28 protein-coding genes are annotated in these 24,801 nt (G+C 67.4%); 5 read left to right on the top strand and 23 right to left on the bottom strand.

Annotation, left to right across the window (positions count from 1 at the left end; translation table 11 throughout):
* Positions 1-118 precede the first annotated feature (118 nt).
* Positions 119-805, top strand: a complete 687-nt coding sequence (locus tag AB0878_RS46405; protein ID WP_366589314.1) for a hypothetical protein — start codon at positions 119-121, stop codon at positions 803-805.
* Between the two features lie 215 nt (positions 806-1,020).
* A complete protein-coding gene (locus AB0878_RS46400; protein ID WP_366589312.1) occupies positions 1,021-2,466 on the top strand; it encodes a recombinase family protein in 1,446 nt (481 codons plus the stop codon).
* Between the two features lie 106 nt (positions 2,467-2,572).
* Here the strand turns inward: AB0878_RS46400 and AB0878_RS46395 are convergent, their stop codons facing one another.
* The 16 genes from AB0878_RS46395 to AB0878_RS46320 all read right to left on the bottom strand — a co-directional run bounded on the left by AB0878_RS46395 (position 2,573) and on the right by AB0878_RS46320 (position 14,845).
* Entirely contained in the window at positions 2,573-3,664 is a 1,092-nt protein-coding gene (locus AB0878_RS46395) for a site-specific integrase (protein WP_366589309.1), read from the bottom strand.
* On the bottom strand, positions 3,661-4,083 hold the full coding sequence (locus tag AB0878_RS46390; RefSeq protein WP_366589307.1) for a hypothetical protein: 423 nt from the start codon (positions 4,081-4,083) through the stop codon (positions 3,661-3,663). Before AB0878_RS46390 ends, AB0878_RS46395 begins: the two co-directional genes overlap by 4 nt.
* 160 nt (positions 4,084-4,243) lie before the next feature.
* Complete coding sequence (locus tag AB0878_RS46385) at positions 4,244-6,922, bottom strand: LysM peptidoglycan-binding domain-containing protein (protein WP_366589304.1); 2,679 nt, start codon at positions 6,920-6,922, stop codon at positions 4,244-4,246.
* A 16-nt stretch (positions 6,923-6,938) separates the two neighbouring features.
* Positions 6,939-7,337, bottom strand: coding sequence for a hypothetical protein (locus AB0878_RS46380; RefSeq protein ID WP_366589302.1), 399 nt, complete (start codon positions 7,335-7,337; stop codon positions 6,939-6,941).
* An 11-nt stretch (positions 7,338-7,348) separates the two neighbouring features.
* On the bottom strand, positions 7,349-7,786 hold the full coding sequence (locus AB0878_RS46375; protein WP_366589300.1) for a hypothetical protein: 438 nt from the start codon (positions 7,784-7,786) through the stop codon (positions 7,349-7,351).
* Positions 7,783-8,169, bottom strand: coding sequence for a hypothetical protein (locus tag AB0878_RS46370; protein ID WP_366589298.1), 387 nt, complete (start codon positions 8,167-8,169; stop codon positions 7,783-7,785). The genes AB0878_RS46375 and AB0878_RS46370 overlap by 4 nt, the downstream gene beginning before the upstream one ends.
* A gap of 3 nt (positions 8,170-8,172) precedes the next feature.
* Positions 8,173-8,391 (bottom strand): hypothetical protein, encoded by a 219-nt coding sequence (locus tag AB0878_RS46365; RefSeq protein WP_366589295.1) that lies wholly within the window; start codon positions 8,389-8,391, stop codon positions 8,173-8,175.
* 15 nt (positions 8,392-8,406) lie between these two features.
* Positions 8,407-9,246, bottom strand: coding sequence for a type II secretion system protein (locus AB0878_RS46360; protein WP_366589293.1), 840 nt, complete (start codon positions 9,244-9,246; stop codon positions 8,407-8,409).
* Positions 9,243-10,091 (bottom strand): type II secretion system F family protein, encoded by an 849-nt coding sequence (locus AB0878_RS46355; protein ID WP_366589291.1) that lies wholly within the window; start codon positions 10,089-10,091, stop codon positions 9,243-9,245. The genes AB0878_RS46360 and AB0878_RS46355 overlap by 4 nt, the downstream gene beginning before the upstream one ends.
* Complete coding sequence (locus tag AB0878_RS46350) at positions 10,084-11,448, bottom strand: CpaF/VirB11 family protein (RefSeq protein WP_366589289.1); 1,365 nt, start codon at positions 11,446-11,448, stop codon at positions 10,084-10,086. The genes AB0878_RS46355 and AB0878_RS46350 overlap by 8 nt, the downstream gene beginning before the upstream one ends.
* Complete coding sequence (locus tag AB0878_RS46345; RefSeq protein ID WP_366589287.1) at positions 11,438-12,325, bottom strand: hypothetical protein; 888 nt, start codon at positions 12,323-12,325, stop codon at positions 11,438-11,440. The genes AB0878_RS46350 and AB0878_RS46345 overlap by 11 nt, the downstream gene beginning before the upstream one ends.
* A 2-nt stretch (positions 12,326-12,327) precedes the next feature.
* Positions 12,328-12,573, bottom strand: coding sequence for a hypothetical protein (locus AB0878_RS46340; RefSeq protein WP_366589284.1), 246 nt, complete (start codon positions 12,571-12,573; stop codon positions 12,328-12,330).
* Positions 12,574-12,585: 12 nt separating this feature from the next.
* A complete protein-coding gene (locus AB0878_RS46335) occupies positions 12,586-12,987 on the bottom strand; it encodes an SAF domain-containing protein (RefSeq protein WP_366589282.1) in 402 nt (133 codons plus the stop codon).
* A 1-nt stretch (position 12,988) separates the two neighbouring features.
* Positions 12,989-13,288, bottom strand: coding sequence for a hypothetical protein (locus tag AB0878_RS46330; RefSeq protein WP_366589280.1), 300 nt, complete (start codon positions 13,286-13,288; stop codon positions 12,989-12,991).
* Between the two features lie 563 nt (positions 13,289-13,851).
* Positions 13,852-14,424, bottom strand: coding sequence for a hypothetical protein (locus tag AB0878_RS46325; RefSeq protein WP_366589277.1), 573 nt, complete (start codon positions 14,422-14,424; stop codon positions 13,852-13,854).
* 67 nt (positions 14,425-14,491) lie between these two features.
* Complete coding sequence (locus AB0878_RS46320) at positions 14,492-14,845, bottom strand: DUF6355 family natural product biosynthesis protein (RefSeq protein WP_366589274.1); 354 nt, start codon at positions 14,843-14,845, stop codon at positions 14,492-14,494.
* A gap of 371 nt (positions 14,846-15,216) precedes the next feature.
* Between AB0878_RS46320 and AB0878_RS46315 the strand changes: the two genes are divergently transcribed.
* Entirely contained in the window at positions 15,217-15,597 is a 381-nt protein-coding gene (locus AB0878_RS46315) for a helix-turn-helix domain-containing protein (protein ID WP_366589271.1), read from the top strand.
* Positions 15,598-15,600: 3 nt separating this feature from the next.
* On the opposite strand, the gene AB0878_RS46310 is transcribed toward AB0878_RS46315, so the two are convergent.
* From AB0878_RS46310 to AB0878_RS46290, 5 genes are all read right to left on the bottom strand, one after another.
* Positions 15,601-16,782, bottom strand: coding sequence for a GGDEF domain-containing protein (locus tag AB0878_RS46310; protein WP_366589269.1), 1,182 nt, complete (start codon positions 16,780-16,782; stop codon positions 15,601-15,603).
* A gap of 182 nt (positions 16,783-16,964) precedes the next feature.
* The gene (locus tag AB0878_RS46305; protein WP_366589267.1) at positions 16,965-18,200 is read right to left on the bottom strand and encodes an MFS transporter; all 1,236 of its coding nucleotides are present in this window, start codon (positions 18,198-18,200) and stop codon (positions 16,965-16,967) included.
* Between the two features lie 647 nt (positions 18,201-18,847).
* A complete protein-coding gene (locus tag AB0878_RS46300; protein ID WP_366589265.1) occupies positions 18,848-19,744 on the bottom strand; it encodes a hypothetical protein in 897 nt (298 codons plus the stop codon).
* Between the two features lie 356 nt (positions 19,745-20,100).
* The gene (locus tag AB0878_RS46295) at positions 20,101-20,952 is read right to left on the bottom strand and encodes a phosphotransferase (RefSeq protein WP_366589263.1); all 852 of its coding nucleotides are present in this window, start codon (positions 20,950-20,952) and stop codon (positions 20,101-20,103) included.
* 50 nt (positions 20,953-21,002) lie between these two features.
* Positions 21,003-21,473 (bottom strand): hypothetical protein, encoded by a 471-nt coding sequence (locus tag AB0878_RS46290; protein ID WP_366589260.1) that lies wholly within the window; start codon positions 21,471-21,473, stop codon positions 21,003-21,005.
* A 189-nt stretch (positions 21,474-21,662) separates the two neighbouring features.
* Between AB0878_RS46290 and AB0878_RS46285 the strand changes: the two genes are divergently transcribed.
* Both AB0878_RS46285 and AB0878_RS46280 read left to right on the top strand, forming a co-directional pair.
* Positions 21,663-23,075 (top strand): hypothetical protein, encoded by a 1,413-nt coding sequence (locus AB0878_RS46285; protein WP_366589257.1) that lies wholly within the window; start codon positions 21,663-21,665, stop codon positions 23,073-23,075.
* An 11-nt stretch (positions 23,076-23,086) separates the two neighbouring features.
* On the top strand, positions 23,087-23,569 hold the full coding sequence (locus AB0878_RS46280) for a hypothetical protein (protein WP_366589254.1): 483 nt from the start codon (positions 23,087-23,089) through the stop codon (positions 23,567-23,569).
* Between the two features lie 68 nt (positions 23,570-23,637).
* Here the strand turns inward: AB0878_RS46280 and AB0878_RS46275 are convergent, their stop codons facing one another.
* Together AB0878_RS46275 and AB0878_RS46270 are read right to left on the bottom strand one after the other, a co-directional pair.
* Entirely contained in the window at positions 23,638-23,826 is a 189-nt protein-coding gene (locus tag AB0878_RS46275; protein WP_366589251.1) for a DUF397 domain-containing protein, read from the bottom strand.
* A 17-nt stretch (positions 23,827-23,843) separates the two neighbouring features.
* Positions 23,844-24,728: a helix-turn-helix transcriptional regulator gene (locus tag AB0878_RS46270; protein ID WP_366589249.1), complete on the bottom strand. Its 885-nt coding sequence runs from the start codon at positions 24,726-24,728 to the stop codon at positions 23,844-23,846.
* Positions 24,729-24,801: the final 73 nt, after the last annotated feature.

The raw sequence follows: 24,801 nt of genomic DNA, 5'->3' as shown, positions 1-24,801 counted from the left end.
AAAAGATCCATGCATGGGGCTGACAACAGTCCAGCCGCTTGACTGGTCCGCTTGTAACAGTGCGTCACCGTCGCGCGATCAGTACCCGCGACCGATCAACTCGACGAAGGACGAACCAATGAAGAAGGCAGCAGTGACGGTAACGATCGCGGTTGCTGCTGTCGTACTCACTTCGTGTGCGGCAAGCACTGCACCGCAGAAGTTGACCAAGAGCGTCACGACAGCGCTACCGACGAACTCGGCTACCTACGCCCCCGCTTACACGCCATCCCCCAGCACCGAGCCTACTGCGCAAAGTGACGAGGCGACGCCCCAAGAGCGGGAAGTCGACGCAAAGGTCAAGGCCGCAGGGTTGACCGTCAGTGAATATCCGTACGCGCACCTGTTCGTAAAGGCTGCCTGCGATACCTTTCCCTCCCTGAGCAAGGCGACGGATGGCGGCGTGGATCCGAGTGAATGGCTCGACGGAAACGCGACCAGTGACGCCAACGGCGCACGCGTCTACCAGGTCGGGATTCCCATCCTCTGCCCCACGTTCGCCAAGGACATCGACGCGGCCCTCACGGGCCTCGCGACGAAGTCGAACGGCACCTACGAAGTCGGGCGAGGCCCCGGAAAGATCGCACCTGGCAAGTGGAAAGCAGCCCGGGCAGCCAGCGACTGCTACTGGGAACGCACCAGCGCGGCAGGCGACATCATCGACAATAAGTTCGTGACCCATGCGACCACCTTGATCGTCACTGTCGGACGAGGCGACGGCAGCGTCACATTCCAAGGCTGCCCCAAGATGCAGTTCGTCAAGTAATCGACCCAGTCTTGCAGCTGCCGTCGTTTATTGACGTAAAAACCCTCTCACGCCCCCTTCGACCTCCGCCGCCATGCGGGTTAAGCGCGTCGGCCAGTGGACGGCGGGTGAGACGAAGACGTGCCTCGCTGCGCCGCTCGCAGAGCGATTCGGCCCGATCCCAGGCGGAGACGACGCTTGAGGCGCCTAGATGACGCGTTGACTGCGCTGATCGGATGAACCGCTCGGAGCGCGCCGTCATAACCCGACGGCCGCGACATCCGTCCAGCGTGATCCCACCGCACCCGCCTTCGCCTCAGGTGGCCGCACCACTTGCCGGCACGGCCGACCTGCTGGCGCAGTGGATGAACGGCAAGAAGCCGGCAACCACCACCTCTACCCGCCCCGACCATGGCAGTGGCTTGCGGTTCGCCTTCTACGGCCGCACCTCGACCGTCCGACATCAAGATCGTGTGTCGTCGCAGGGCTGGCAACGCGACATGGCCGATGAGTTGGTCGCGGGCCACGGCCAGGTCGTCGCCGCCTACTTCGACGCCGGCACCTCACGCCGCATCCCGTGGCGACAGCGACCGCAAGCTGCCCAGCTCATGGCCGCAGTCTCGGGTCCAGGATCCGTGATCGATGCGATCGTGGTCGGCGAGTACGAGCGAGCCTTCACCGGCACCCAGTTCACCACCCTCTACACCTGGTGCACCCGGCACGGCATCCAGCTGTGGCTACCCGAGACAGAAGGTCCAGTCGATCTCGCCAACCGCGACCACCGAGCGCTGCTGTCACTTCTCGCCACCCAGTCGCAGCGCGAAGTGCTCCGCGCCCGCCACCGGGTCCTGGCCGCGATGCACAACCAGGCCACCCAACAAGGCCGCTACCTCGGCGGCCGACCACCCTACGGATACCAGCTCGTCGACGCCGGCCCCCACCCCAACCCTGCCGACGCCCGCTGGGGCCGACGCCTCCAGCGCCTCGCACCCGATCCACGAACCGCACCCCACGTCGCCTGGATGTTCCGCCAGCGTCTCGCCGGGCACAGCGTCGCCAGCATCGCCCGACACCTCAACGAGCGCGGTATCCCGTGCCCGTCCAGCGCGGACCCGGACCGCAACCGCCACCGAACCCGCGGCGCCTGGACCCTACGCACGGTCGCCGTGATCCTGGCGAACCCGCGCTACACCGGGCGGCAGACCTGGAACCGCCGGGCCACGGGCTCCGAAGCCTCAGCGTCAACACCGGCACTGTCCGCGAAGGCTGCGCATCCGGCACTTGTCACGGAGCAAGACTTCATCGCCGCTCAGCAGATCCGGGCCGCGCGAACGGCCAGCGACGGCCGGGCTCGCCGGTTCGCTCTGGCCGGTTTGATCCACTGCGGGGTCTGCGACCGGCGGCTGGACTCGCACTGGAACCACGGCCGTCCGACCTACCGCTGCCGCCACGGCCACACCAGCACCCAACGTGCGGGCCAGGAGCGCCCGAAGACGCTCTACATCCGCGAAGACCATCTCATCGATCAGATCGACATCCGACTTGAAGAACAGGTCAGCGCCGCCAAGCTCGAGCCTGACCGAACACGAAGCACACGCGTCGCCACAGCGCTACGAGACTCGAGACTATTCATCATCTACGACAGCGCCGGATGGCGACTGGAAGAGATCGATTCGAGCTAAACGAACGCCCACGCTGCAAGATCGCGTTTCGCGATCCGTGGGGTAATACTGTGTCCAGGGACTTGAACCCCCACAGTGGTGAACTTTCCCCGTACTGGGGAAATATTCATAGCCAGACCATACCATCGCCCGACGTCGTCGCGGTGCTGCCTATGTCTTCAGCGAGCGGATGCGGCTCGCCCGTCAACGCGGCGAGCGCGGTGGCGACGTCGTGGATCGAAGCCTTTACGTAGGTGGCCGTGGTCGACGAGTGTGAGGCGGCGGATGGGGTCGTGTGGCCGGCGAAGGCTTGGGCGGTCGCGTAGCCAAAGTTGCGTTCCACCCACGTGAGAGTGGTGTGCCGAAGCCAGTGGGTGCTGATCCCCTGCCTGGCCACCCAGGGAAGTTCGTGGCCGATCCGGAGCCAGAGGTGGTCGTAGCGTCGGTGGGTGATCGGGCGTCCGTTGCGGTAGCGAAGGAGCGTGGCCTCGGCGTTCTCGGCCGGACGCGTCTCGTCGTGGGCGATCAGCGCGCAAGCCAGGGTTGGTGAGACCGGCTGCCAGCGACTGGTGCCACCCTTCTCTCGCAAGTGGACAAGGCACAGGTCCGGGTCGACATCCTTAGGCCGAAGGGCGAGAGCGCCGCCACGCCGGCACGCGGTTTCTGTGTGCAGGCGCAGCAGGAGCGTGTCGAGTTCTGGGTCGTTGCCGGTCGTCGCGGCCGTTCGGTTGATGAGGCTCAGTTCGGTCACGCGAAGGGCGCGGCGCTGAGACGCGAGGCGGCGAGGCTTACGCACTTCGATGGCGCGATTCTCGGCTCGATGGATCAAGCGGTCGTTCTCGGCGTGGCGATACAGGCACCGGGCCGCGGCAACGAAGTGCTCCACCGCGCTGCGGCCACCGCGAGAATTTCGACGAATGATGGCGTTGGCCTTGACCTGCTCAGCGAGTTCCTCGAACTCGGTCGGCGTCGGGTCGGTGATCCGACGCGTCGGCCAGCAGTCCGCCAAGAACCGCCAGTACGGCTGGTACGCGCGTCGCGTCCCTGGACTTACCGCCCGCGCGACCGCTGGGATGTACTCCGCGAACGTCGGAGCGTCCGCGGCTGCCGACTCTTTCAGCAAGTCAGCGACCGAAATGCCCAACTTGGTGAGGAGCAACTTCGCCGCAGCGACCTCTTCGCCTTGAGACGGGTAAGACGCTGCACTCGGCTCGGTCATCGGCCGGCTCGGTCGAGATACTCTACGACCATCCGGTCGAGGACGGTCCGAGGGACAACGACAACCACATCGTGCTGCGGCGACCCCACAAGAAGGGCGCATTCGCCAGCCGTCATTCTTAGCTGCGCGCGGATCGCGGCCGGAAGAACAACGTGCAACCTGGACCGGCTTCCGCTCTCGTAGGCTATGACGCGTTGCAACACCAAGAACGGCGTTGCCGTGCGGGCCACGACGTGGTCGTCATCTCGCCACCCGAGCTGCGCGAGCAGGGACCTGGCCGAGATCCGACCCGAAGCGTCGACCTTGCCGAAGGCGTAGATCAAGGACGTCTCCGAGAGCACCGTCCACAACCGTTCGACGGGGAGCGGTTCAGAGACGCGGCGGTCTGGTCGCGGCTGGAAACTCAGTGCGGAGATCACCCTGTTCACCTCCGTCGAGTCGTACCTTGCCGCCGCCGCGCAGGAATTTGGTGGCGAGAAGTTCACTGGGCGCCCCCTCGGATAGTGTCAGCAGTCGGCCCCGGTGGTCGCGTACCAGGCATGCCGCTGTGAGTACGAATCGATGCAGCAGCGGGAAATCTCAGCTGGCTCCGCTCCCCCGCGCCATGCCGTTGATCAGCAGCGTCGTCTCATCGTCGAGTTCGGACTCGAGATTCACCGCGATCGTGTTGAGTCTGTCGACGGTCGCTTGAACGGCGGAGGCGTTTCCCGCGCGGCGTTCGATTCGCAGTGTGTCTCGGAGCAGAATCTCGCTGGTCGGTTCAGCGAGGAGTCCACGAACGACGGCTCGACGGGCGGAGACCAAGTCGCCCTTGTCCTGAAAGCCCACCGCCAGTGTATGCGCGACGTCGACGATCGCGTCGGTCATTTCGCGTTGGTGCCAGGAGGCCCAGGCGTAGCGGCTGTCGGGGACGTTGCCGAGGGGCAGGCCGCCGACGAGATCGAGAGCTTGCTGGAGGTGGGCGAGTCTGCCGGTCTCGGTGTCGAGACCGGCTCGGGTGAGGTCTCGGAAGCGGGACCAGTCGGTGGTCAGGGTCTCGGAGAGGCGGTAGCCGCCCTGTTTCGCGTCCACGTTGGGGAGGTACAGGTTGCCGGCGGGGTCGTGGCCGAGCCAGGTCCGCAGGCGCGAGATGTAGCCCTGGCGGGTGGCGGCGGACCAGGGCTGAGCGTCAGTGCCGAGCTGGCGGGAGATCTCGTCGGCGTGCGCGCCCGGGTTGAGGGCGAGGAACGCGGCAAGTTCGGTCAGGCGGTTGATCTTCTTACCCTCGACCTTGTCCATGTCGACGCCGCGGAGGCGTACTGGGCCGAGCAGCTGGAGTTCCGGGGTGACGGGCTCGGGTGCGGCGACCGCTGGGCGAGGTGCGTCCGGGACCGGTGCGTCAACGCACGGGGCAAGTGGCTGATCGTCGGCGCAGGCCGCGAACCGTGGCAGATGGAGTTCGACACCGAGAGCCTCGGCAGGCGTGGGGTCGAGGTCCAAGTCCAGTGCCCATGCTCCTGGGATCGTGACGTCAGGCTCTGCTGGGGCGACGATCGCGGCGACGCTGGTCGCGGCCGGCCCGCCAAGGCGGGCGATGTGGTCGGCGGTCAACGGTTGGGATGAGAAGACGACGTGCAGGTCGTCGCACTGCTGCTCGGCGGTTCGTTCGAGGCGGTCGAGCAAGTCGTCCAATGTGTCGTAGCAGTTGGCATCGTCGAAGTGCTCGCCGGCCGCGATGAGACTGACGATCACATTGCGAGACCACGGCGAGCCAGCGAGGTCATTCGCCAGTTCGACCACGGTGTCGCGGATCCGGCGGGGCTCGCCGTGAACCAGGAGGACGCCGACTCGGTCGAGACTGATCAGCGCGAGTTCGCCGTCGTCGGTCTCGCCCAGCGAGACCAGTAACGGATAAGGGCCCGCTGTCTCGGAAGCAGTCTCGTCGCACGTCACCGCCGAGTCGAGGATCCATTCGCGCGGCGTGGAGGTCTCGGCGTTGAAAGGCGGTATCGGGTCCGCGGGCTCTTCGGGCTCGAGCCTGATTCCCGACTCTCCGACCCAGACCGCGCGCAGGAGCGGGACCTTTCGGCCGACTTCCACGGCGCTCGCGGCGAGGGCCCGAAGTGCTCGATGCAGCGAGTCAACCGACGGAGGGTCCGGGAGTTCCCGCGAAGGCACGGTCGTCTCCATCGACTCGTCGCTCTTGTTTCGGAGGCCGCGTTGCGCGACGAGGCGTCGGGCTCCGGCCGTTGCGAGGATCCCTGCGGTAATCATCCCCGCGACTCCGACGGCGACCATGGCGCCGTCGCCGGAATTGTCCTCGGCAGGTGCGGAGTTGAGTGCTGGGCGAGGCTGGGGCATGGGTGCGAGCGTCGTGGACCTGGGCACCAGGCTCGCATGCGGCGACGGCCTTGTCGACGGGGCTGATGGCGGCGACGCGCTTGGCGCCGGTACGTCTTGCGTCTGCCCTGGTGAGGGGTTGTTCGCCGGTAGCCGGAGGACATCACCAGGGTGAATGTCATCAGGATCGGTGAGCTGGTGGCCGGAGGGCTGTCGCTGGTTGGTGTTCGCGGCGAAGAGGTCGTGATAGCGCTGGGCGTCGCCGAGGTGGTCACGGGCGATCGATGACAACGTGTCGCCGGCGTGCACGACGATCTCCTCGGATTGCCGCGGCGGCAGGGTGAGTCGCCAGCCCTGCTTGACCAGCCCGACGTCGCGCAGCGTCTCGCCGTCGGGTTGGGGCTTTCCCTGGTTGAGGGCGAAGATTTCGTGGTAGCGGCGGCCGTCGCCGAGTTCGTGCGCGGCGATGCGGATCAGGCTGTCTCCGGGTTTGACCTCGTAGCCAGTTGTTGACGCGGGCGCGGTTTCGGAGGTGGTCGTGGCCACGATGGCGACGGCCGGAGCGGGTGGTTGTTCGGCTGCGGTCGCAGCGGCGGTTCCGGTGAGCATCAGCAGGAGCACACCCGCTGCAATCTTTCGTGCCCAGCTCAGCCCGGAGATCCGAGGCAGCGCGGCTCCGCGCAGCAGGCCGACTGCTTCGACCACGACAGCGGCGACGAGTTGCAACCAGGAGATCAGTCCGATCAGGACCAAGAGCGTCAGGAACACCCGTCCGGTGTCGTAGTCCGTCAGAAGCCTTCGGACGTCTGCGAAGGAGGCGGGCCAGCTGTCGAGGAGGGCGGCGCGGAAGCTCCAGAAGGCAGCGGGTGGCCCGCACAGGATCGTGACCAGGGTGAGTGCTCCTCCGAGGGCTCGCAGTGGTGCCGGTGCGGTGCGCATGGCCGCTCCTTTCTGGTCAGCCGGCTGAGACGAGGGTTGCCGCGCCGTGACCGTGGACGGTCGTCGTGGATATTCCGATGGCGCTGAGGAAGACGGTGGGGCGTGTGATCGTGGTGTCCACGATGATGCGGTCACCGTCGACGGCGACGTGGCCGGCAACATTGGCGCGATCCAGGTAGGCGCGCGCGGCGAGGACGGCTTGGGCTGGCACGACGACCGCATCTGCGCCCGTGGCGAGGTCAGCGACATCGAGGGACTGCCCGCCGGCACGGGCGGCTTCTTCGGCCACCGCGGTGGCGTCGGAGTAGGCCTGCGCCTTGCGTGCGCCGTCGACCGCAACGCCGATCCCGATGATCAACGCGGCGCTCACCCCGAGGACGAGCACTGAGATTGAGCCTCGGTCGCTGAGCACCATCCGCGCGACACTCATGTCCGGACTCCGTATCGGTCAAGCGGCGAACGAAACTCCGAACGAATGGTCCTGGCTCCGGACAGTCCGGGAATCACGTCTCCGTACGGCACTGTGCAGGTCACCCGGACAACGACGTCGCCCCCCTCCCCCGCGGCGCCGTGACCGTCGCTGATGGCACTGACGTTCAGCTCTGCGCAGGTCAGAGACTGTTGGGCAAGCACAGTCCGTGCGGTGTCCTGAGCCTGAGTTGTTGCCGACCGTCCATCATGGGCTAGCGACACCGTTCGAGCTGCAGCGCGCGCTGCTTCGGTGACGGCGGCTTGGGCGATCTGCAAGCGCATGCCGACGATGCCCAGGCCCAGCAGCAGGATCAGCGCGAGCACGCCGACCGCGGCCTCGATGGTCAGGTCACCGCGATCGTCGGCGCGCAGGTGCGTCCACCGGGCGGTCACGGCTGGATCCGTTCGACCGGGCCGGACGCGGTCTGGCTGATCGTGACGGTCACGAACGGGATGAACGACGCGGCGTGGGCGGTCACGGTGACCCAGACGATTCGGCCGTCGCTGGAAGCTCGGGCGCCGACCGCGTCCAGCCAGGTCCCGGTGGCGCGGCCGGTGTAGTTCTCGGCGCGAGCTGCGGCAGCCGGGAGGTCGACCGGCGGAATCCGCGCGGCTGCAACGCCGTCTCGTGCGGCCTCGAGCGCGACGGCTCGACCGAGGAACACCGCGACCACTTGGAAAACGGCCAGTGCCACCACGATGAGTGCGCTGATGAGGATGATCGCGGCGACGTTGTCGTCGCCCCGCTCGCCCCTGAATTCCTTGCTGATCGCCATGGCTCACTGCCCACCGATCAGCGGGAGCTTCCCGTTGACGAACGCGGTGATCGCGCCCGCGATCAGGGTGGCGACGCCGACCGCGAGCGCGGCGTAGAGCGCCTTGGTGATGTTTTCGTCGCCTCGTTCACCAGCACGGCGGAACTCCTCGCGTCGGCGCGCGAACAGCTCGATCGCGGCGAGCCACCAGGTGGTGATGCGGTAGTTGAGTGTGGTCAACATCGGCGATCTTCCTCTCTAGGAGCCAAGCATCGTGTAGATGCCGGGGAAAGCCAGGAACGCGATGAACGCGAGTCCCAGGAGTGCCAGTGGCAAGTCCATGCGATCCGAACGGATCGAGGAGCCGGTGGCGCGCTCGGCATTCAGGGCTTGGTCGATCGAGTCGGCTTTCGCGCGCAATGACGCGACGATCCCCGTGCCGTCCTGGCCGGCACCGGCAACGATGTGGGCGAGATCCTGAAGTTCGCGTACGTGCGTTGCGTCGCCAAGCCGCTCGAGCCCGGCCCACGGCATGTCGCCGAGCAGCTCGGCTTCGTCCATCGCTTCCCGGATACGGTGGAAGGCCCAGCCGTCACCCAGAGACACGGGGAAGCGCAGGGCTTCGACCGGGCCGCGACCGCCTTGGCGGCCGAGCGCGACCAGCCGGCAGTACGCCGCGGCAACCGTGCGGATTTCCCGGCGCACGCGTGCGACCTTCGCCTTCAGAGTCACGGTGGGAAGGAACCAGCCACAGGCCGCTGTCGCGATCAACAGGGCACTGGTCAGGAACCACGGCGGAGCAACGTCATCGAGGGACAGTACGGCCGCGAGCAGGGGAATCCACAAGGCACCCACCACGGCCAGGAAGAACCGCTGCACCAGGAACCTCTCGACCGGCGTCCCCGCCAGCGCAAGGTCGGCGTGGGGCATCGACGGAGTCACCTTCGACAAGATCGGAACTCGCACCGCCGCCTGTGTCCGGTCGTCGAGCAAGTCGGCCAGCTTCGGCACAGCTGGGACGAACGCCGCAGCCACCAAGGTGACGCCAAAGGCGAACCCGCCCGACAGCAGGATGAGGATGGCGCTAGGGGTCATCATCGAGCCTCCGGTCGCGCGCGGAGAAAGCGAAGCGACGGTGGCTCGTCCCCCAGCCGTCGAAGCCACACCACAGCAGCAGCGACCAAAGTGAGGACGATGGCAAGCACGATCTGGCCGAACACGCTGCGGTAGACGGCGGTGTAGGCCGAGGCGCCGACCAGGCCGAACCCGACGAACATCAGCGCCCAGATGATGAGAAGCACTCGGGCCGTCGACCGTCGTCGCGCTCGTTCGACCTCAGCCGCACGACGGCCGGCGACTTCAGCCGCGACCTGCCGCGCGAGAGCGCTCAGAAGATCTGCGGCTCCAGATCCGTTCTGGTGAACGACGCACAGCCCCGCGGCGGCGACGTCGCCAACACGGTCGTCGATCTCGTCGGCAAAGGTCAGCATGGCCGAGCGGAACTCCCAGATCCTCAGCCGCTGGGCCAGCGTGCCGATCTCATCGGCGATCGCGGGCGGTGCGTCGCGGGCCGATTCCTTGATCGCGGACAGAAGTCCGAGGTGGCCGGACCCGATCAAATCGCTCACTCGACGAAGCCAGGTCTCTAGCGCTTCCAGCCGGCCGATTCGACGTGCGCTGGTCTTTCCTGCGGACGTCAGCCACGGCAGGAAACCCACGGCCGCAGCAAGCGCGACACCCGCGACTGGCCATCCGGTTACAAGCCAGACGGCGGCGCCGACGAATACAGCGGCCCCGTGCCGTGCTGCCGGTCTCCAATCGCGCAGCCGGCCCCAGGTCGAAAGTGCGCGCGATGGTCGGTTCATGCCCCGGAGGCCAACGGCGATGGTCGTCAGTCCGAGGCCGAATCCGAGCCCGGTGATCGAAGCCAAGAACTCACCCATGATGCGCTCCCTCGGCCGAGACCCAGTCACCGTCGCCGCCACCGGTCAACCACCCACGGTCGAAGCCGCAGTGCTCGTAGTCGGCGATGTCGGTCGGCAGGACACCAGTCGGGACCGCCCGCGAGCTCGCCGTCGGGCGACGGAACACGTGCGTTCGCGCAGGGTGGCCGTGCTCCCCAGGGTCGACGGAGACGATCTCGGTGACTGACCGGTCCAGGCCGTGTGCGCCGGTGGTGAGGTCGACATGGACGATGAGGTCGATCGACTGCGCGACCATGTCGCGGGCGAATTCGGGCGTCCATGCGGAGTTCGCTTCGAGGCAGAGCAGCGCCATCCGGTGCAGAGCCTGGTCGGCGCTGCGGGCGTGCACTGTGGACAACGATCCCGCGCCACCGGAGGAGAGGGCGTTCAGCATCGGCACGATCTCCCCACCACGGACTTCGCCGACCACGATCCGCGCGGTGTGCATGCGCAGCGACTGCCAGACCAGCCGCATCAGGTCGACGCCGCCGTCTGTGTTCTCCGCACTCCCCTGGCGTTCTTCGAACGCGATGACAGCGGGAAAGCGGTCACGGTGTCGGTGCAGGCCGAGTTCGAATTCCGTCTCCAGCGTCGTGAACCGCTCGGTGGGCGGGATCTCCCAGCACAAGCCACGGAGCAACGTCGTCTTCCCGGCTTTCTGCCGTCCGCTGACCACAATGTTCTTCTCCGCACGGACGGCCGCGCGCAGGAAGGCCAGTTGCGCGGTGGAGATCATGCCGCGGTCACGAAGCTGTTCGAGCCCGACCGCGCGCAGGCGGTGCAGGCGAATCGAGACGTGCGGGCGATCGGTGACGCCGATCGTGGCGGCGAGGCGTTCACCGCCGGGGAGTTCCATGTTCAGCAACGGATGAGTTCCGTTGATCGCGTGCTCGGTGCGCCCGTGACGAGCGGCGATCCGCTGAAGCCACCGGATGAGGGCCTCGTCGGTCGGTGCGATCCGTGGCGCGCGCATGACGCGGCCGTTGTTGTAGGACAGCCAGACGGGCTCGTTGCCGATGATGTCGATGTTCTCGAGGCCATCTTCGGCGAGCAGCGGTTCGAGCCGGCCGAGGCCGAACATCTCGGCCATCACGGCCTGTTTGATCAGCCATTCCTGCTCGGGATCGGGCAGAGCCCGGCCACGAATGACCCAGGTCTTGACCACGCGCGAGAGGACTTCGTCGAGCAGGTTGCCGGCGATCGCGCGCTCGTCGATGGCGCGGTGGTCGCCCCGCGCCAGGGACTTCTGCACCAGTGGCGCAAGCTGCTCTTGGATGAGGTCGACCAGTTCGTCGGCACCGTCGAACATCGGTCCGGCCTGGGATTCAGGCGTCATCGCCGACCTCCGCGGTCGTCGGCCGGGGCACAGGCATTGGCTGCACGTTGCGCACGGCGTCGTGCTGGAAGCGTGCCCTCGGTGGACGCGAGTCGATCTGCACGACCGAGGTGGGCTGCAGACGCTCAGCGCGCAGAGTGGCAAGGCGGACGACCTCGCGGGCCGTGCGGCGAGCCGTGTCGAGCAGAGGTGAGGTCTCGAATCGTTTGCCGGGCCGGTGTTCCGCCGTGAGCTGGGCGGCGCCGACCGGGTCCCACGCGAGCGCGCCGGCGACCGGAATTCCCCGGCGGCCGAACTCGACGGTGATCTCGCGAAGGCCAAAGCCTCTGTGAGCAGGTCCGCGCGGCGCGATGATCGCAACGAGTGAATCAGGCGCTTGGGCTTCGTCACGGATGAGCGGCAGGGACGAGATCGCGTGGCCCAGCGAATGCCGGTCGTTGTGCACGACGAGAACGACCAGCTCGGATGCTTCCATAACTGAGCGCGGGATTCCGCGGGTACGGAGGCGGCCGCAGTCTGCGAGGACGTCGACAGTGTCGAGTTCGCGGAAGAGCCCCGCCAGCCGTCGCCACGGGATTCCGGCCGACTCCTGCGGCGTGCGGGCACCGGGCAGCAGATGGTGTCGGCCGGTGCCGTCGGGCAGAGTCAGCAGCTGCGCCGACATCGCCCGGTGCAGCGGGACGTCCCTCGCAGCGAGGGTCAACTCCAGAGCCCCGCATCGGCCGTGGGCGCCATCGGGGTCGAAGACAGCCAGGGCACTTCCACCGCAGGGATCGCACTCCGCAGCAACCGCGTGGCGGGGCCAGACCCAGGTCAGAGCCAGAACCGCCGCGGACACCCCCGGACTCCCCTCCAGGGAGACGAACGAAATCAGCATGATCAGCCCGCCTCCCGCGGCAGCACGATGAGCGCGACGTCACCGGCCGCCGCCTTCGCGGCGAGCCTGGGGCCGTCCACAGCCGCGGCGACCACGTCGACGACCCGCAGCCCGGTGTCGTCCGGAGAGGAAGTGCGCAGCACGACGGCGCGTACCGGGTCCCAGGCCGTTGTGTCCGTCGCAACGAGCAGGACGGGCCATCGCGGGAGAAGCGGCGTCGTCGGCGCCTGAGCGGGCTTGACGGGCACGCCGATCAGCTGCTAACCGGTACCCGGGGGCAGCGGCCCAGTCACCTGAGCGGTGGTCACCAACGTGCCGACGGTCAGGTCGGACGTTGCGACCCTGCCAACAAGGTTGCCCCGGTCGACCCATGCGACAGGTTCGAGCCCTGGTTGCAGGTGCAGGTCGACCTCGCGCAGCGCTGACTCGCTGATCGTCTCGCCGTAGCGAACCGGCTCCGCCACCGCGACGACCGCAGTGGTCCTCGCGGCCGACTGGAATACCGACACGGCGGCGACCGCGCAGATCGCTGAGAGCACGAGGCCGAGCAAGATCAGAAGTTTCGACCGCTTGTGGCGCGGTGGGCGCAGCGGTGTCGGCATGGCCGGCACGGCGAGGTCTTCCGGCTTCGGCGCCGGGCGCAAGTGCGGCGGGAAGGGCACGTCAGCCTCCCTGCGGGTGGGTGTTGAGGGTGCGGATCTCCCGCACGGCGAGCCGTGTCGTCGAGGTGAGGGCGAGCGTTCGGGCTCCGCTTTGTCCGGCACCGGACCACCGGACGTTCCAGTGGCTCGTCGCCTCGATCGGGAAGCCGGTGGCCGCGGTCCGGGTATAGAGGTGGCCGCAGGTCGGCGAGGTCTGGCCGGCACGGTCGGGGGTGAACGGAGTGCCGGGTCCGCTGCACGTCACCACCGCGCCGTCGCCCATGGACCAGGAGATGGACGCCAGCGTCGCCGTCACGGTCACCGAAACTCCGCCGGCCGAGGCCGTCCGGGTCACGGGTCCGGTCGCAGCGTCACTACGAGCACTCCACATCCAGACGGGGAACCCGACGGTCGCTCCATGAGGCGAGTCCGCCGAAGGTGCGAGTTGGATGTCCGGTCCCTCCACACCCAGCTCAGCAATCACCTGTTGGGCTAGCTGAGCGGGCGTCACCTGCGGAACGGCAGGTGCACCGTTGCCGGCGAAGAGCACACGCGGCCACGGTTGGGCCGCGCCGCCCCCTGTGCACAGCTGAAACCGCAGCTTGCCCTGCGCGGGATCGTGCCCACCCCACAGCGGGTCACCTGAGGGCGGCGGTGTCCAGGGCTGGTCGATACACGAGATCGTGGGCGCCGGGCCGCCCCTCTGGCCTGGCTCCGGGCGTGGCGCGGTGGCGGCGGCCGGACCGCCAGGTCGGCCGGGGTCAGTGGCGCTGATCCAGCAGCGGCCGCGGGTGCCTGAGGTCGTGCATCCGCCGTCCTGCGCTCGCGCGACTGACGACACCCCGCCGAGCAAGGCCAGCACCGTCACCATCAGCGTCGCCTGCTTCAACACGACTCCTCCAGGTGCGGAGCGACGACCTGCACGAGCCAGCGGTACGGCGCTGGGTACCGCACGACCTGCACCTCGAGCCGATAGCGACGAGGCTGGGCCGGGTTGTCGAGGTTCTTCCCCTGCTCCCCCGGCTTGTCGCTGACCAGGTGTTCGTCGGTGGCGTCGAGGCAGTCGAGGATGACGACGCGCGCCGGTTCCGTGAGCGAGACCGATTGGACCTTCGGTGACCGGTGGTACTCCCCGACCGAGTGCGCCGGCACCGACGACAGATTCGCGAGCTCGTCGACGAACATCGTGAGCGCCGGATCCGCCATGAGGTTCACGAACGCAGGACGCCAGTCCTCGGCGCGTGGTTTTGCCTCGGCCTGTTCACTCAGTTCCCAGTACTGCTTGTACACCGCGAGCGCGTGCTCCGCCGTGGTCTGTTCCGGGGCGGGGATCCACGAAGACGATGGGGCGGCCGAAGGAGCTGGCGGAGGTGTGGATCGAGCTGGGACGTTCTCACAGCCCGTGAGTACGGCGGCCGACACCAGCAGACCAGCAACCGGATACCTGATGCGAGTCATCAGAGTCCTCCAGAAGTGGGTGGTGCCGGCGGGCTGGGAGCGAGCCCGCTGGCACCAAGGGGAGGGGTCAGGCCTGGCCGTAGAAGCCGGGGACGCAGCCGACGCCGCCGTTCCACCAGGCGTCGATCACGCGCCAGCGGATGCCGCCCTGCAGGTTCGTCACGCCGGGGCGGACGCAGACGTGGTAGATGTTGCGGAAGATGTCCTGGACATCGAGCATCACGGTGGATCCTGAGCCGCCGTCGCAGTGGCGGTACATGCCCCAGTCGTAGTAGCCGCAGGGGTCTTTGACAGTGGCCGACGAGTTAGGCCCGATCGGGCGGAGTTCGGCCGCGGTAGCGCTGGTGGCGAGTCCGGCGCCGAGGGCGAGCGCTGTGGCGCCGACAGCCGCGGCACGCCGGAGCGTCCTGATTTTGGACATGGTTCCTCCCCAAGAGAAATGAATGTGGTTCATAAAATGGAAGTGCGAAATTCGGCGGCAAACGGCCGCGGCACTAGAAGACGATGAATCCGAGGTCGATCACGGGGCCTCCGCTCCAGTGGCGAGGTGGGCCGGCCCCGTTCGCTCTCACCGCGCCCGGGACCGGCCGCCTCTCTTCCGTTCCCCAACGCCGGATGTCGGGGTAGGTCCTGGTTTAGCCGGGCGAGCCCAGGTGAGTGCAACGTAACGAGCCAGGTGAGCTTGGACTCAGACGGCGGTTCTTCACTCGCCTGGAGTAATGCGTTTCGCCCCGGGCACAGATCCACGTGTTCGTCCCGTGGAGAAGAAGTTGACCATGGTAAACAAAATTCGTGGATGACTGGGACGTGCCGTATCGGCAGAGCGTGCACGAGGCACTCGCGCTTCTGAGCGGTCAGTGGACCGTGGCGGTCCTGGCGACGCTCGCGCTCGGCGAGAAGCAGTTCTCGGATTTGCTCGACGAGGTGAACGCGATAGAGGAACGTGCGGGCTGGGCCTCGCACCCGAAAGCGCTGAGCGGCCGAGTCCTCACCGACACCCTGCGTCGGCTGCAGGGCCACGGGCTGGTCGAGCGCCGTTCGGAGGGCGCCCAGTTCACCGCGGTCTGGTACCAGCTCTCAGCGGAGGGGCGGACGTTGCTGAGCGCACTTCGCCCGCTGGCCAGCTGGGCACAGCAGCACCGCGAACCGGCTTCGCCGAGCGGTCAGCCGTAGCCGTCAGACTGCTTCGACCACACGAACTTGGTTGCTGCCCGCGTCCTTCGCCGCGAACAAGGCGTTGTCGGCCGCGGTCAGCAACGCGTGGAGGGTCCGCCCGGCGGCGGGGAATGCCGCGGCGCCGACGGAGACCGTGACCTGGAAGGTTTCGGAGCTGCCGTTCGCGTCGATCTTCGTGTCGAAGACGCGTTGCCGGATCCTGTCGGCGACCTCGGCGATGGACTCCTGGCTGATACCGGGCAGAAGGATGACGAACTCCTCGCCGCCGAAGCGGCCGCACAGGTCGTTGCTCCGAACCTCTCTCCGCAGCGCTTCGCCCAGCTGGCGCAGGGTTTCGTCGCCGACGTCGTGCCCGTGCAGGTCGTTGACGCGCCGGAGATGGTCGATGTCGAGGATGAGCAAGGCGGCGTCGGTTTCGTGCTCGCGTGCGCGCTCCAGCTCCGCTTCGGCGATCACGGTCCAGCTCGCCGCGTTGAGGAGGCCGGTTTTCGAGTCCGTGGTCGCTGCGGCCTCGAACTGGCGGATCAGCACGCTGCGGTGCAGTGTGTACAGCGGCAGGAAGACGATCACGACCAGCCACGGCCACCGTGCCAGCAGGAGCGCGGTGATCATGCCCATGCACAACGTGGCCAGCTCGAGGACGTTCTCGTTCACTGGCCCCAGCAGGCCGCGCCACGACATCCGTCCCTTGATCAGCGCGATGGCCACGGCGACGACGGCCGAGTTCACGGCGAAGTAGCCGAGGATGACGGCGACGATGCCGGCGGCGCTGGTGAGTGTGGGGCTGGTCCCCAGCGGGAGTAGATGCAGCCGGTTCGCCGCCCAGGCAGCGAACCGGCACGACAAGATCACGTTCGCCGTGCTGAAGGCGATCTTGTAGGCGTGGATGCCGACGACTCCTCGCCAGCTACGCAGGTACAGGTGGGCGTACAGCACGATCGCGACGAGCGCCGCGAGCGCCGGGGGCAGCAGCAGGGCGCCCGCCAACGTCCAAACCGAGGAGAAGTTGACGTGCGGCGTGTCCGAAAAGCGCCTTCTGCGCCGCTCGACCTGCCGAGTCATCTCCGCCGCGGCGATCCCCAGTCCACACAGCACCACCAACTCGACGACGTCGTGCGACGCTGCGGGAACCACAAGACCGGCACCAACGGAGGTCGTCGCGGCCAGGTCGATGACCAGCAAAAACGCAATCGCGGGCCGAGGTAGTGACCACACGGCCCAATCTCTCCGCGCAGACCACCACCCCGCCAGGGGGCGAGGCATACTGAACTCACTTCCGTTCCCCGGGGACGCTCGCCGGACACCGAGCGCCCCCACGTCGGATGCGTCAGAAGGGGGCTGTCATGAGCAACAAGGACCTGTGATCACGCCGCGATGGCCGGCGCAGGCTCGTCCGCGACACCTCTCACCTGCCGCGGACGAGCCGACTGCCACACCAGGCCCGCGACCACGGCGCAGAAGATCGCAGCGGCACCGGCCAGCGCGACCGCCGTAGCCGGGCCGACCTGGTCAGCGACGACTCCGCCGCACAGGATCGCCACACCTTGCGAGGTGTACAGGCAGGTCGAAAGCCGCCCCATGACGGCACCACGGCGCGCATTCGGGACGAGCTGGCCGACGGCTGCAACCATCCTGACCAGGTAGATTGTCGACAAGATCCCCGAAATCGCCCACAGCGCCGCGGCCCACCACGCACCCGGCAGCACCGCACACAACCCGAGTGGGACCCCCGCGAGCACGGCCGGGACGATGACCGGCCGCCACGCCGAGGAGACTTCGACCGGCCTCCGCGCAGCCCACCACCCGCCGACGGCACTGCCCACGGGGTCGGCAGCCATCAACAGGCCAACGCCGAAGGATGCGACTCCAGCCGCACTGGCGAACGGAGCCGCGAGCCCTTCTGGCACCACCAGCAGTCCGGTGAGTCCCGCGAGCATGAAGATCGCGATGAGCCGGCCATCCGGACGCCCCGCAGGTACGGAATCTTCCGCGTTCTGGTCAGTCGTCGGCGCGCTTCTGGACCGGACCCAGACCCGCACGATCGCGGCACTTACGAAAAATGTGGCAGCGTTGAGCGCGAGGGACGCCGTGGTGCCAAGCGCGAGCACCAGAACGCCGCCCAATCCGAATCCCGCGACCTGGGCAATCTGGCTGCCGACTTGGCGAACAGCCTGGCCGGCTTGGAGCGCATCCTTCGGCAGGACGTTAGTGATGAGAGCCAGTTGAGCCGCCTTGAACGGCGCGCCGACGACTGTGAGCAGACCGATCAAGCCCCAGAGGACCGGTAGGGGCACGCCCGGCACCGCCATCGCCGCCGCAAGGCACCCGCGCCCAGCATCGGCCACGACGATCACCGTCCGCCGAGGAAAGCGGTCCGCCAGCCCCGACAGGAGCAGGCCGCCCAGGATCGCGGGAACAAACGTCAGCGCGTACGTCAGCGCAGCGAGCACCGCGGAATTCGTTCTCGCGAACACGAGCAGCGCCAGTGCGACGCGAGCCACCTGGTCGCCGAAGACAGACAGCATCTCCGCCGACCACAGAGCTCGGAACTCCCCAACGCGCATGGCCACGACAGATGGCGTGCGCTTGGTGTCGTTCATCCGGCCTCCCCAGCCGTCCGACCAACCCAGCAACACAGCTGACACTGTGTCTAGTTGATCAACGTTAAGCCGGAAATGCGGTTCAACGATGGCAAATCGCGTCGCTTCACCTGAAGGAAGTATCGAAACTACGTGGGGTAGCTGCGCGTGCATTTGGATGTGCAATCCCGAAGCGCGGCGTCGGACGTCATGCACCACGAACGTACTGGTCACAGCGCCACATTCGAGGAGAACGTGAGCAACACTCACGCTCTAGCGTAGTATTACTTAATTGCATTTGAGGGATGATGCGCATACGAGGTCACAACTCCAACATCACTAATTGACGCCGAGCCAGTAAGCGCTTTGATGCGGCGCGCAAACTACGTAGCCCTCGCGCGGCGGTTCGACATCCCGAAGCGCAGAGTGACACCCGGCGTGTGCAAGAGCAGTCGCCCGCCTCAGCGTGCCCTACCGACACAGCGCGAGGAGATCACGACTGCGTGATTCAAACGAACCGCCCCCGTGACCGCGCGAGAGAGCTTGCCCCGGTGTTGAGGCAAGCTTCCCTCGACCAACCGCAGCATCTCGAACCAGTTCGCCGAAACGACACACAGGTTCGATGTTGCACGTGCCGCCGCATCCAGTTCTCGCACCTGCCGAGTCCGCTAGTCACCTTTTCGATACTGGAGGTACTTCGCGGCCGTCTGGAGGACCGTCGCGACCCCGGCGGCCGCGAGTCCGGCGGGCGCCGAAGAGTTCGCCAGCTTGGCGACGACAAAACTGAGGAGAGGAATGGCAAGAACAGAAAACAGTATCGGCGTCGTGAGCGAGTACCAACGCCACGACCACGTCTTCAATGGTTCGGAGGCCGGTGAGCACGTTGCCGGCACGCCGCGCAACGCCGTCTCCAGTTTTTCGTGAGGATCCGGGGCAAGGACGGCTTGAGAGAGCGCCGCCAGCAGTTTTCGCAAGTCTTCGCGCGCCGAGGCCTTCGCAGGCTGCGGCGAATCGGTCAGAGCCCGCAGTAGGGCGCTCCTCACCTTGTCGCCCACGAGGAAATCGCCTCGCTGATGACCCCGTCCGCTCAGGCAGGTGATCTCACGCGGGAGGCCGACGACCGCCCGGCGAAGAAGACTACGCAGAGCCCGGACTCTGTGCTGCTGCAACCGAGCCGGGTGACCGACCCGACAGCGTGTCGACGAGCCGATCGCGACTTCATCCACTTCGTGGATCGCTGGCAAGAGTTTGGCGATCTGGCGTTGGATTCGATCGTGCGCATAGCGGGGGCCCCACACGCGCTGGAACAGGATGAAGACCGGTGGAAACGCAAAGACAGGCATGGCCCACATGGCCACAGTTCGAGCATCGGCCGATTGGTGTTCCAGGTAACGCATCGCACAGCTCGCTACGAACAGAGTGATGCCGACGATATAAAAGGCTCCGTTTTCCGCGCGATAGGCGCTCCATCGCGCGCTTCGAGCTTCTGCAATCGTGCAGAGACCTCGGTCGACAAACTCCTTGAAGACGCCGAGTCGATCCACCAGAAAAACCTTGTCCAGCATGAAGCTGACAAATCTCAGCACGCCACGTAGGTGTGGTCGAACGCGGCGGCCGCCAGGAACCGCTGGCGAACCTGGGGCGTCCGGCTCGATGGATATCGCCCGTCGATTATCCGGACGCGCAGGTGTAACCGTCATGTCTCCTCCGCATTTCTGTCTCGGCCGTCGAGGGTAGCGGCGGTCCCCGACAGAAACGCGAAGTGGAGCTCCCGCCGGAATGGACCGCTCCGACGCGGTGGGTCAGTTGCGCTCCTCATGAGCAAACCGACGCACCTTCCTGGCTTCGGCAGCGATCATGGCCGACAGAGATGTCAAAGCTGATCCGAGAGCGCCTACCCTGCGCAGCAGCTTCGAGCGGGTCAGGCTCCGCGGAGCAGCGACTCCGCGACTCTCGCTGCCGCTGGCACGATGCTGTTCCACAGCGATCGCGGCTCGGAAATGCTCTGATAGAGCCAGATTCCCCAGATCTCGACCGCCAGAGCGATGCGCACCTCATCCGGCGTCGACCGCCACACGGGAATCCCGTCACACCATCGAGCGGCTTCCTCGGCGCCGTGACCCGCGGCGACCAGTCGTGCAAGGAGGAACGCGACGTCGACCGGTGCCGAGCCCTTCCGCGACCAGGCCCAGTCGATCACCACAGCCCGCTCATCGACGAGCAGGTTGAGCGAATGCAGGTCGGTGTGGAGCAGGTCGTCGCCGTCGGCGGCTTCTAGAGCCCGGGTTTCCCAGGTGATCAGCTCGTCGAGGTGCTCCCGCGTCCAGTCATCGAGTTCTGCGGCGGGGTCTTTGGCTAGGCGGCGCCAGGGCGCGAGCCGGGCCCATTGTTCGGCCAGGCGCGGCGCCGGTGCGGCGGAGCCGGCGAGCTCGGTGGTGAGCGTGGTGACGGTCTCGGCCACGGCGTCCAGGTCGGTCGACCCGGGTGAAAGGTCGGCGTGGTGACCGCTGACGTGGTCGAAGCCGAGGAGCAGCCATTCATCGGCCTCGGTGCGCCAGCGCAGGCGGGGCGCGATGGCCGAGGGCAGCCACTCGTTGATGTCCGCTTCGTGGCGGTGCATCCGGCCGCGGCTGCCCTCGGCGTCGCTGATGCCCTTGCAGAACAAGACTCCGCGTTCGGTGTGCAGCGTCGCGGAGAAGTCCGAGTTGCGGCCGGCCGTGGGAATCACGGCATGGGCTACGGGTCCGGCTTCTCGTTCGATCGCTGCGCGCACCGGCGCCGGCAGGTCGTCCCAGGCAGAGCGGGGCATCAGGCGGATTTCTCCTAGCGAGGCGGGGGCGGCGGGTCGTTGTGGCAGCCATTGTGACAGCCGGTGCACGTACCCGTCGGTCCGCACGACCACAGGTCGTCATCGACGGCGAAGCCCGCCGACTCGATCGCGGCGACCGTACGGGACAGGACCGCATGAGCCGTCCCTCCGCTTGCGTCGGGGTCGTCCGGCTCGGTGGGAACGTGGTGGATGAACCGGCCGGCGACCTCGTCGCAGAAGCGGGCGTAGTCGCGGGTGTGGAGCACGAACGCGTGCCAGCCGAGGTCGACCTGCTCACTCGGCGCCAGCGAACCACCGTTGTTGTCGGCGCACGCCGCGAGGAAGGCAAGCGCCTGGTCGACGATGCGCTCGGCGAGCTGGTGGTCCAGGTGGTCTTCGGCGACGACACGGCGCGTGAGCGTCGCGAACAGCTTGTCCGAAACCAGCGAGCGCCCGGTCGCGCGCTCGGTGACGACAGCGGTCATCAGTACATCCCTCCGTCGGTGTGACCCGTGACGATCACGTGGGGATGATCGTGAACTCCCGAAGTGCGGACCGGGAGGCCAGCGAGCAGGGCCTCGCGGGGTGACCCGGGGAATGTCGGGGCAGCCTCGTTCAACCAGTGCCCGGCCCGCGTCCGCATGATTACACTTCGTGCGGTTGGGAGGGGTGTGATGACCGAGCCGAATCGACTTCTTCGCGCCGCGCGCGAACGGCTCCCTTCCCCCGCCGCACCGGGCGAGCACGCCAGCCGCGCCGAGATCGCCGACGCCGTCAACGCTTGGCTTTGGGAGACCACGGGCAAGCGACACGCACTCGATGCGCACTACCTGGCCAAGCTCGAGCGCGGCGTCGCCCGCTGGCCGAACGCCGCCTACCGCTCGGCACTCCGGCACGTGCTCGGCGTGCCCGACGACCAAGCGCTCGGATTCACCCCACCTCGCCGGGCCGATGCCAGCCCCCTCGACCAGTCCGGCCCACCCGCGCTCGGGTGGGATCCAGCCGCAGTCGTCGACCACGCCCAGCTCATGACGGAACGGGACTTGACCACGCACACTCGCCGCCACGTCCTAACCGGCGCCGCGCTGCTGGCGGGGACCGCGCTCGCAGCGGAACTGCAGCCGTTTCTGTTCCCGCCGGCCCCCGGTGCCGGACGAACCGGTGTGACCTTCACCGGGGACGAGCTCGACGCCACCGAGCAGTTCGTCGGCGTGCTGCGGTCCTGGAGCACCAAGCACACGGTGATCTCCTGGCCGACGGTGGTGGCCCAGCTCAACGCCCACGCCAGTCGGCTTCGCGCCGCACCGCAAGACCGCCCCGAGACCCTCCGCGGATTCCGCATCGGCGCCGAGCTCGCCGACATCACCGCGACGATGGCCTGGGACACCGCTCGCCACGCCGACGCCCAGCGCTACTTCATCCTCGCGGCCAAACTCGCCCACGCCGCGCACGACGACGGACTGGCCGCCGTCGCCCTGTCGTCACTCGCCCGCCAATGCTTCGACCTCGGCCGCAGCACCGAAGGCCTCGACGTCGTCCAGCTCGCCCAGTACGGCACCCGCCGCACCGCCACGCCGCGGCTGCGCGCGGTCCTCGCCACCCGCGAGGCTTGGGCCCACGCCCTCCTCGGTGACACCCGAGCCTTCCACCGCGCCGTCGGCCTGGCCGAGGACTACTTCACCGAGGGCACGACCGAGCTCGACGCACGAACCCCCTCCACCCGAAGCCTCGACGAAGCCGAACTCGCCGGCACGATCGGCGCCCGATACCGCGACCTCGCCCGCTTCGACGCCCGCCACGCCGGCACCGCGCAGAAGTACCTCGCCCGTGCGCTCGACCTGCGCGCGCCCGAGCGTGTCCGGAACCGGGTGTTCGACACCATCAGCCTGGCCCGATCGCACCTGATCAGCCGCGAACCCGACCGTGCCGGCGAACTCATCACCGCAGTCCTGCCCGTCGCGGCCCAGTGGGCATCGGGACGCGTCGGCGCCAAGCTCCAGGACTTCCGACGGGAGTCCGCGTCGTTCGCTACGGTGCCTGCCGTGCGCGACGCCCGCGAAGCGATCGCCGACCTGACCGCCGCCTGAAAGGGAACCTCGTGCCACGCATCGGAATCACCGGGCACTCCAACCTGGCCGAGGACGCCACCCCCCTCGTCGCCCGCGGAATCAAGAACGCTCTCGTCGGCCAGCAGCCTGACGACATCGTCGGCGTGACCTGCCTGGCCCGCGGCGCCGACCAAGTCTTCGCCCGCGTCGTACACGAACTCGGCGGCGCCCTCGAAGTCGTGCTCCCCGCAGCCGCCTACCGCGAACGGAAGGTCAAACCCGACAACCTCGCCGAGTTCGACGAACTTCTCGCCAAGGCCACGTCGGTCACCACTATGCCGTTCGACGAGCCCAACCGAGCCGCGTACATGGCCGCCAGCGAACATGTCCTCGACACTGTCGACAGCATGATCGCTGTCTGGGACGGCGACCCCTCCGGCGGACACGGCGGCACAGCCGACGTCGTCGAAGCCGCACGCGAACGCGGCATCCCGGTGGCCGTGGTCTGGCCCGTGGGCGCGAGCCGCCGGTAACCCTCAAACGGCGCAGCGGTGGGAAGCACCCGGCCGGCACCGGAGCTTCCCACCGCCTCGTGATGCCGCTACTGCGAGACGCGCTCGAGAAACGCTGTCCAAGCCGCCCGCGCGACCATGAACTGGCCCGACGCACGGTCCTTGGTGTCACGCACCGCCGCACTGTCAGTCAGCACGGCAACCTCGACACACTCGTTCTGGCCAACGCTGTAACTGCTTTTCCTCCACACGGCGGACGCCGCACCTTCGTCGTACATGCCCAGTCTCCAGTCGGTCAGGGATCGATACCTTCGATGATCCCTGCAAGCAGCTTCGCGGATGCATCCGGACCCGCCGCCGACTCCCACATCACGTCGAACGTGCGGATCTGCTCACGCACCTCGGCGTCCTTCTCCAGGTAGACCCCGACACGCCGAAGTTCCACATACCCAACCTCTGAGACGCCCTTCGCGAAGGTCAGCAGGCTGAAGGGCTGCCCCATGGCAAGGTACGCGCCGTCTTCCGGGCGTTGAAAGCGGATTTCCACGTTGGGCAAGGTCATCAGCTCGGCCAGCCGCTGCAGCTGCTCACGCCACACCTCTGTCCCGCCGACCTGGTTGCGCAGTGCAGCCTCCGCAAGAATCGCACGCACACGCAGCGGTGTGTCATCGGTCAGACGGGATTGACGTTGGATGCGAGCGCCAACCCGCTCTTCGACCGCCGCAGCCACCCCGTCAGCATCCTGATCCTCGGGAAACAGCGCCGCGTACTCCATGGCTCGGGCGTACGACTCGGTCTGGAACAGCCCCGGGATCACGTCGATCTTGAAGGTGCGAACCTCTTCCGCCTCGGCTTCGAGTGCGACGTAGCTGCGGACGTCCGCAGCGAAGGCGTCGGCCGAGATCTGGTCCCACCACTGCTTTGTCTGTGCCGTCTGGGCGTCCTGGAAGAGCGATTCCCGTTCCTTGACGGGGCGACGGAAGTGCATCGCCAGCGTGACGACGTCGACCGGCGTGATCGGCCCCGCAGCGTTCTCCAGGCGCGATTGCTTCGACTTCGACCATCCCGCCCCGCTGGCCACTTCTTCGAGGGTCTGGCCACTCTCCTCACGCCAGGCTGCGATGGCCTGAGCGATGCGCCGCGTACGGATGTTCGGAACCGGCTTGGCTTCATCGGCCACCAAGGCCTCCTCTCCCTGCTGCTCGCGGTTGAGACTACGGGACCCGCGAAACATCCCCAGTAACCCATACGAG

The sequence above is a fragment of the Amycolatopsis sp. NPDC047767 genome (assembly GCF_040704195.1).
In the GTDB taxonomy this organism is placed as follows: domain Bacteria; phylum Actinomycetota; class Actinomycetes; order Mycobacteriales; family Pseudonocardiaceae; genus Amycolatopsis.
This window is presented reverse-complemented; position numbering and strand designations above follow the sequence as displayed.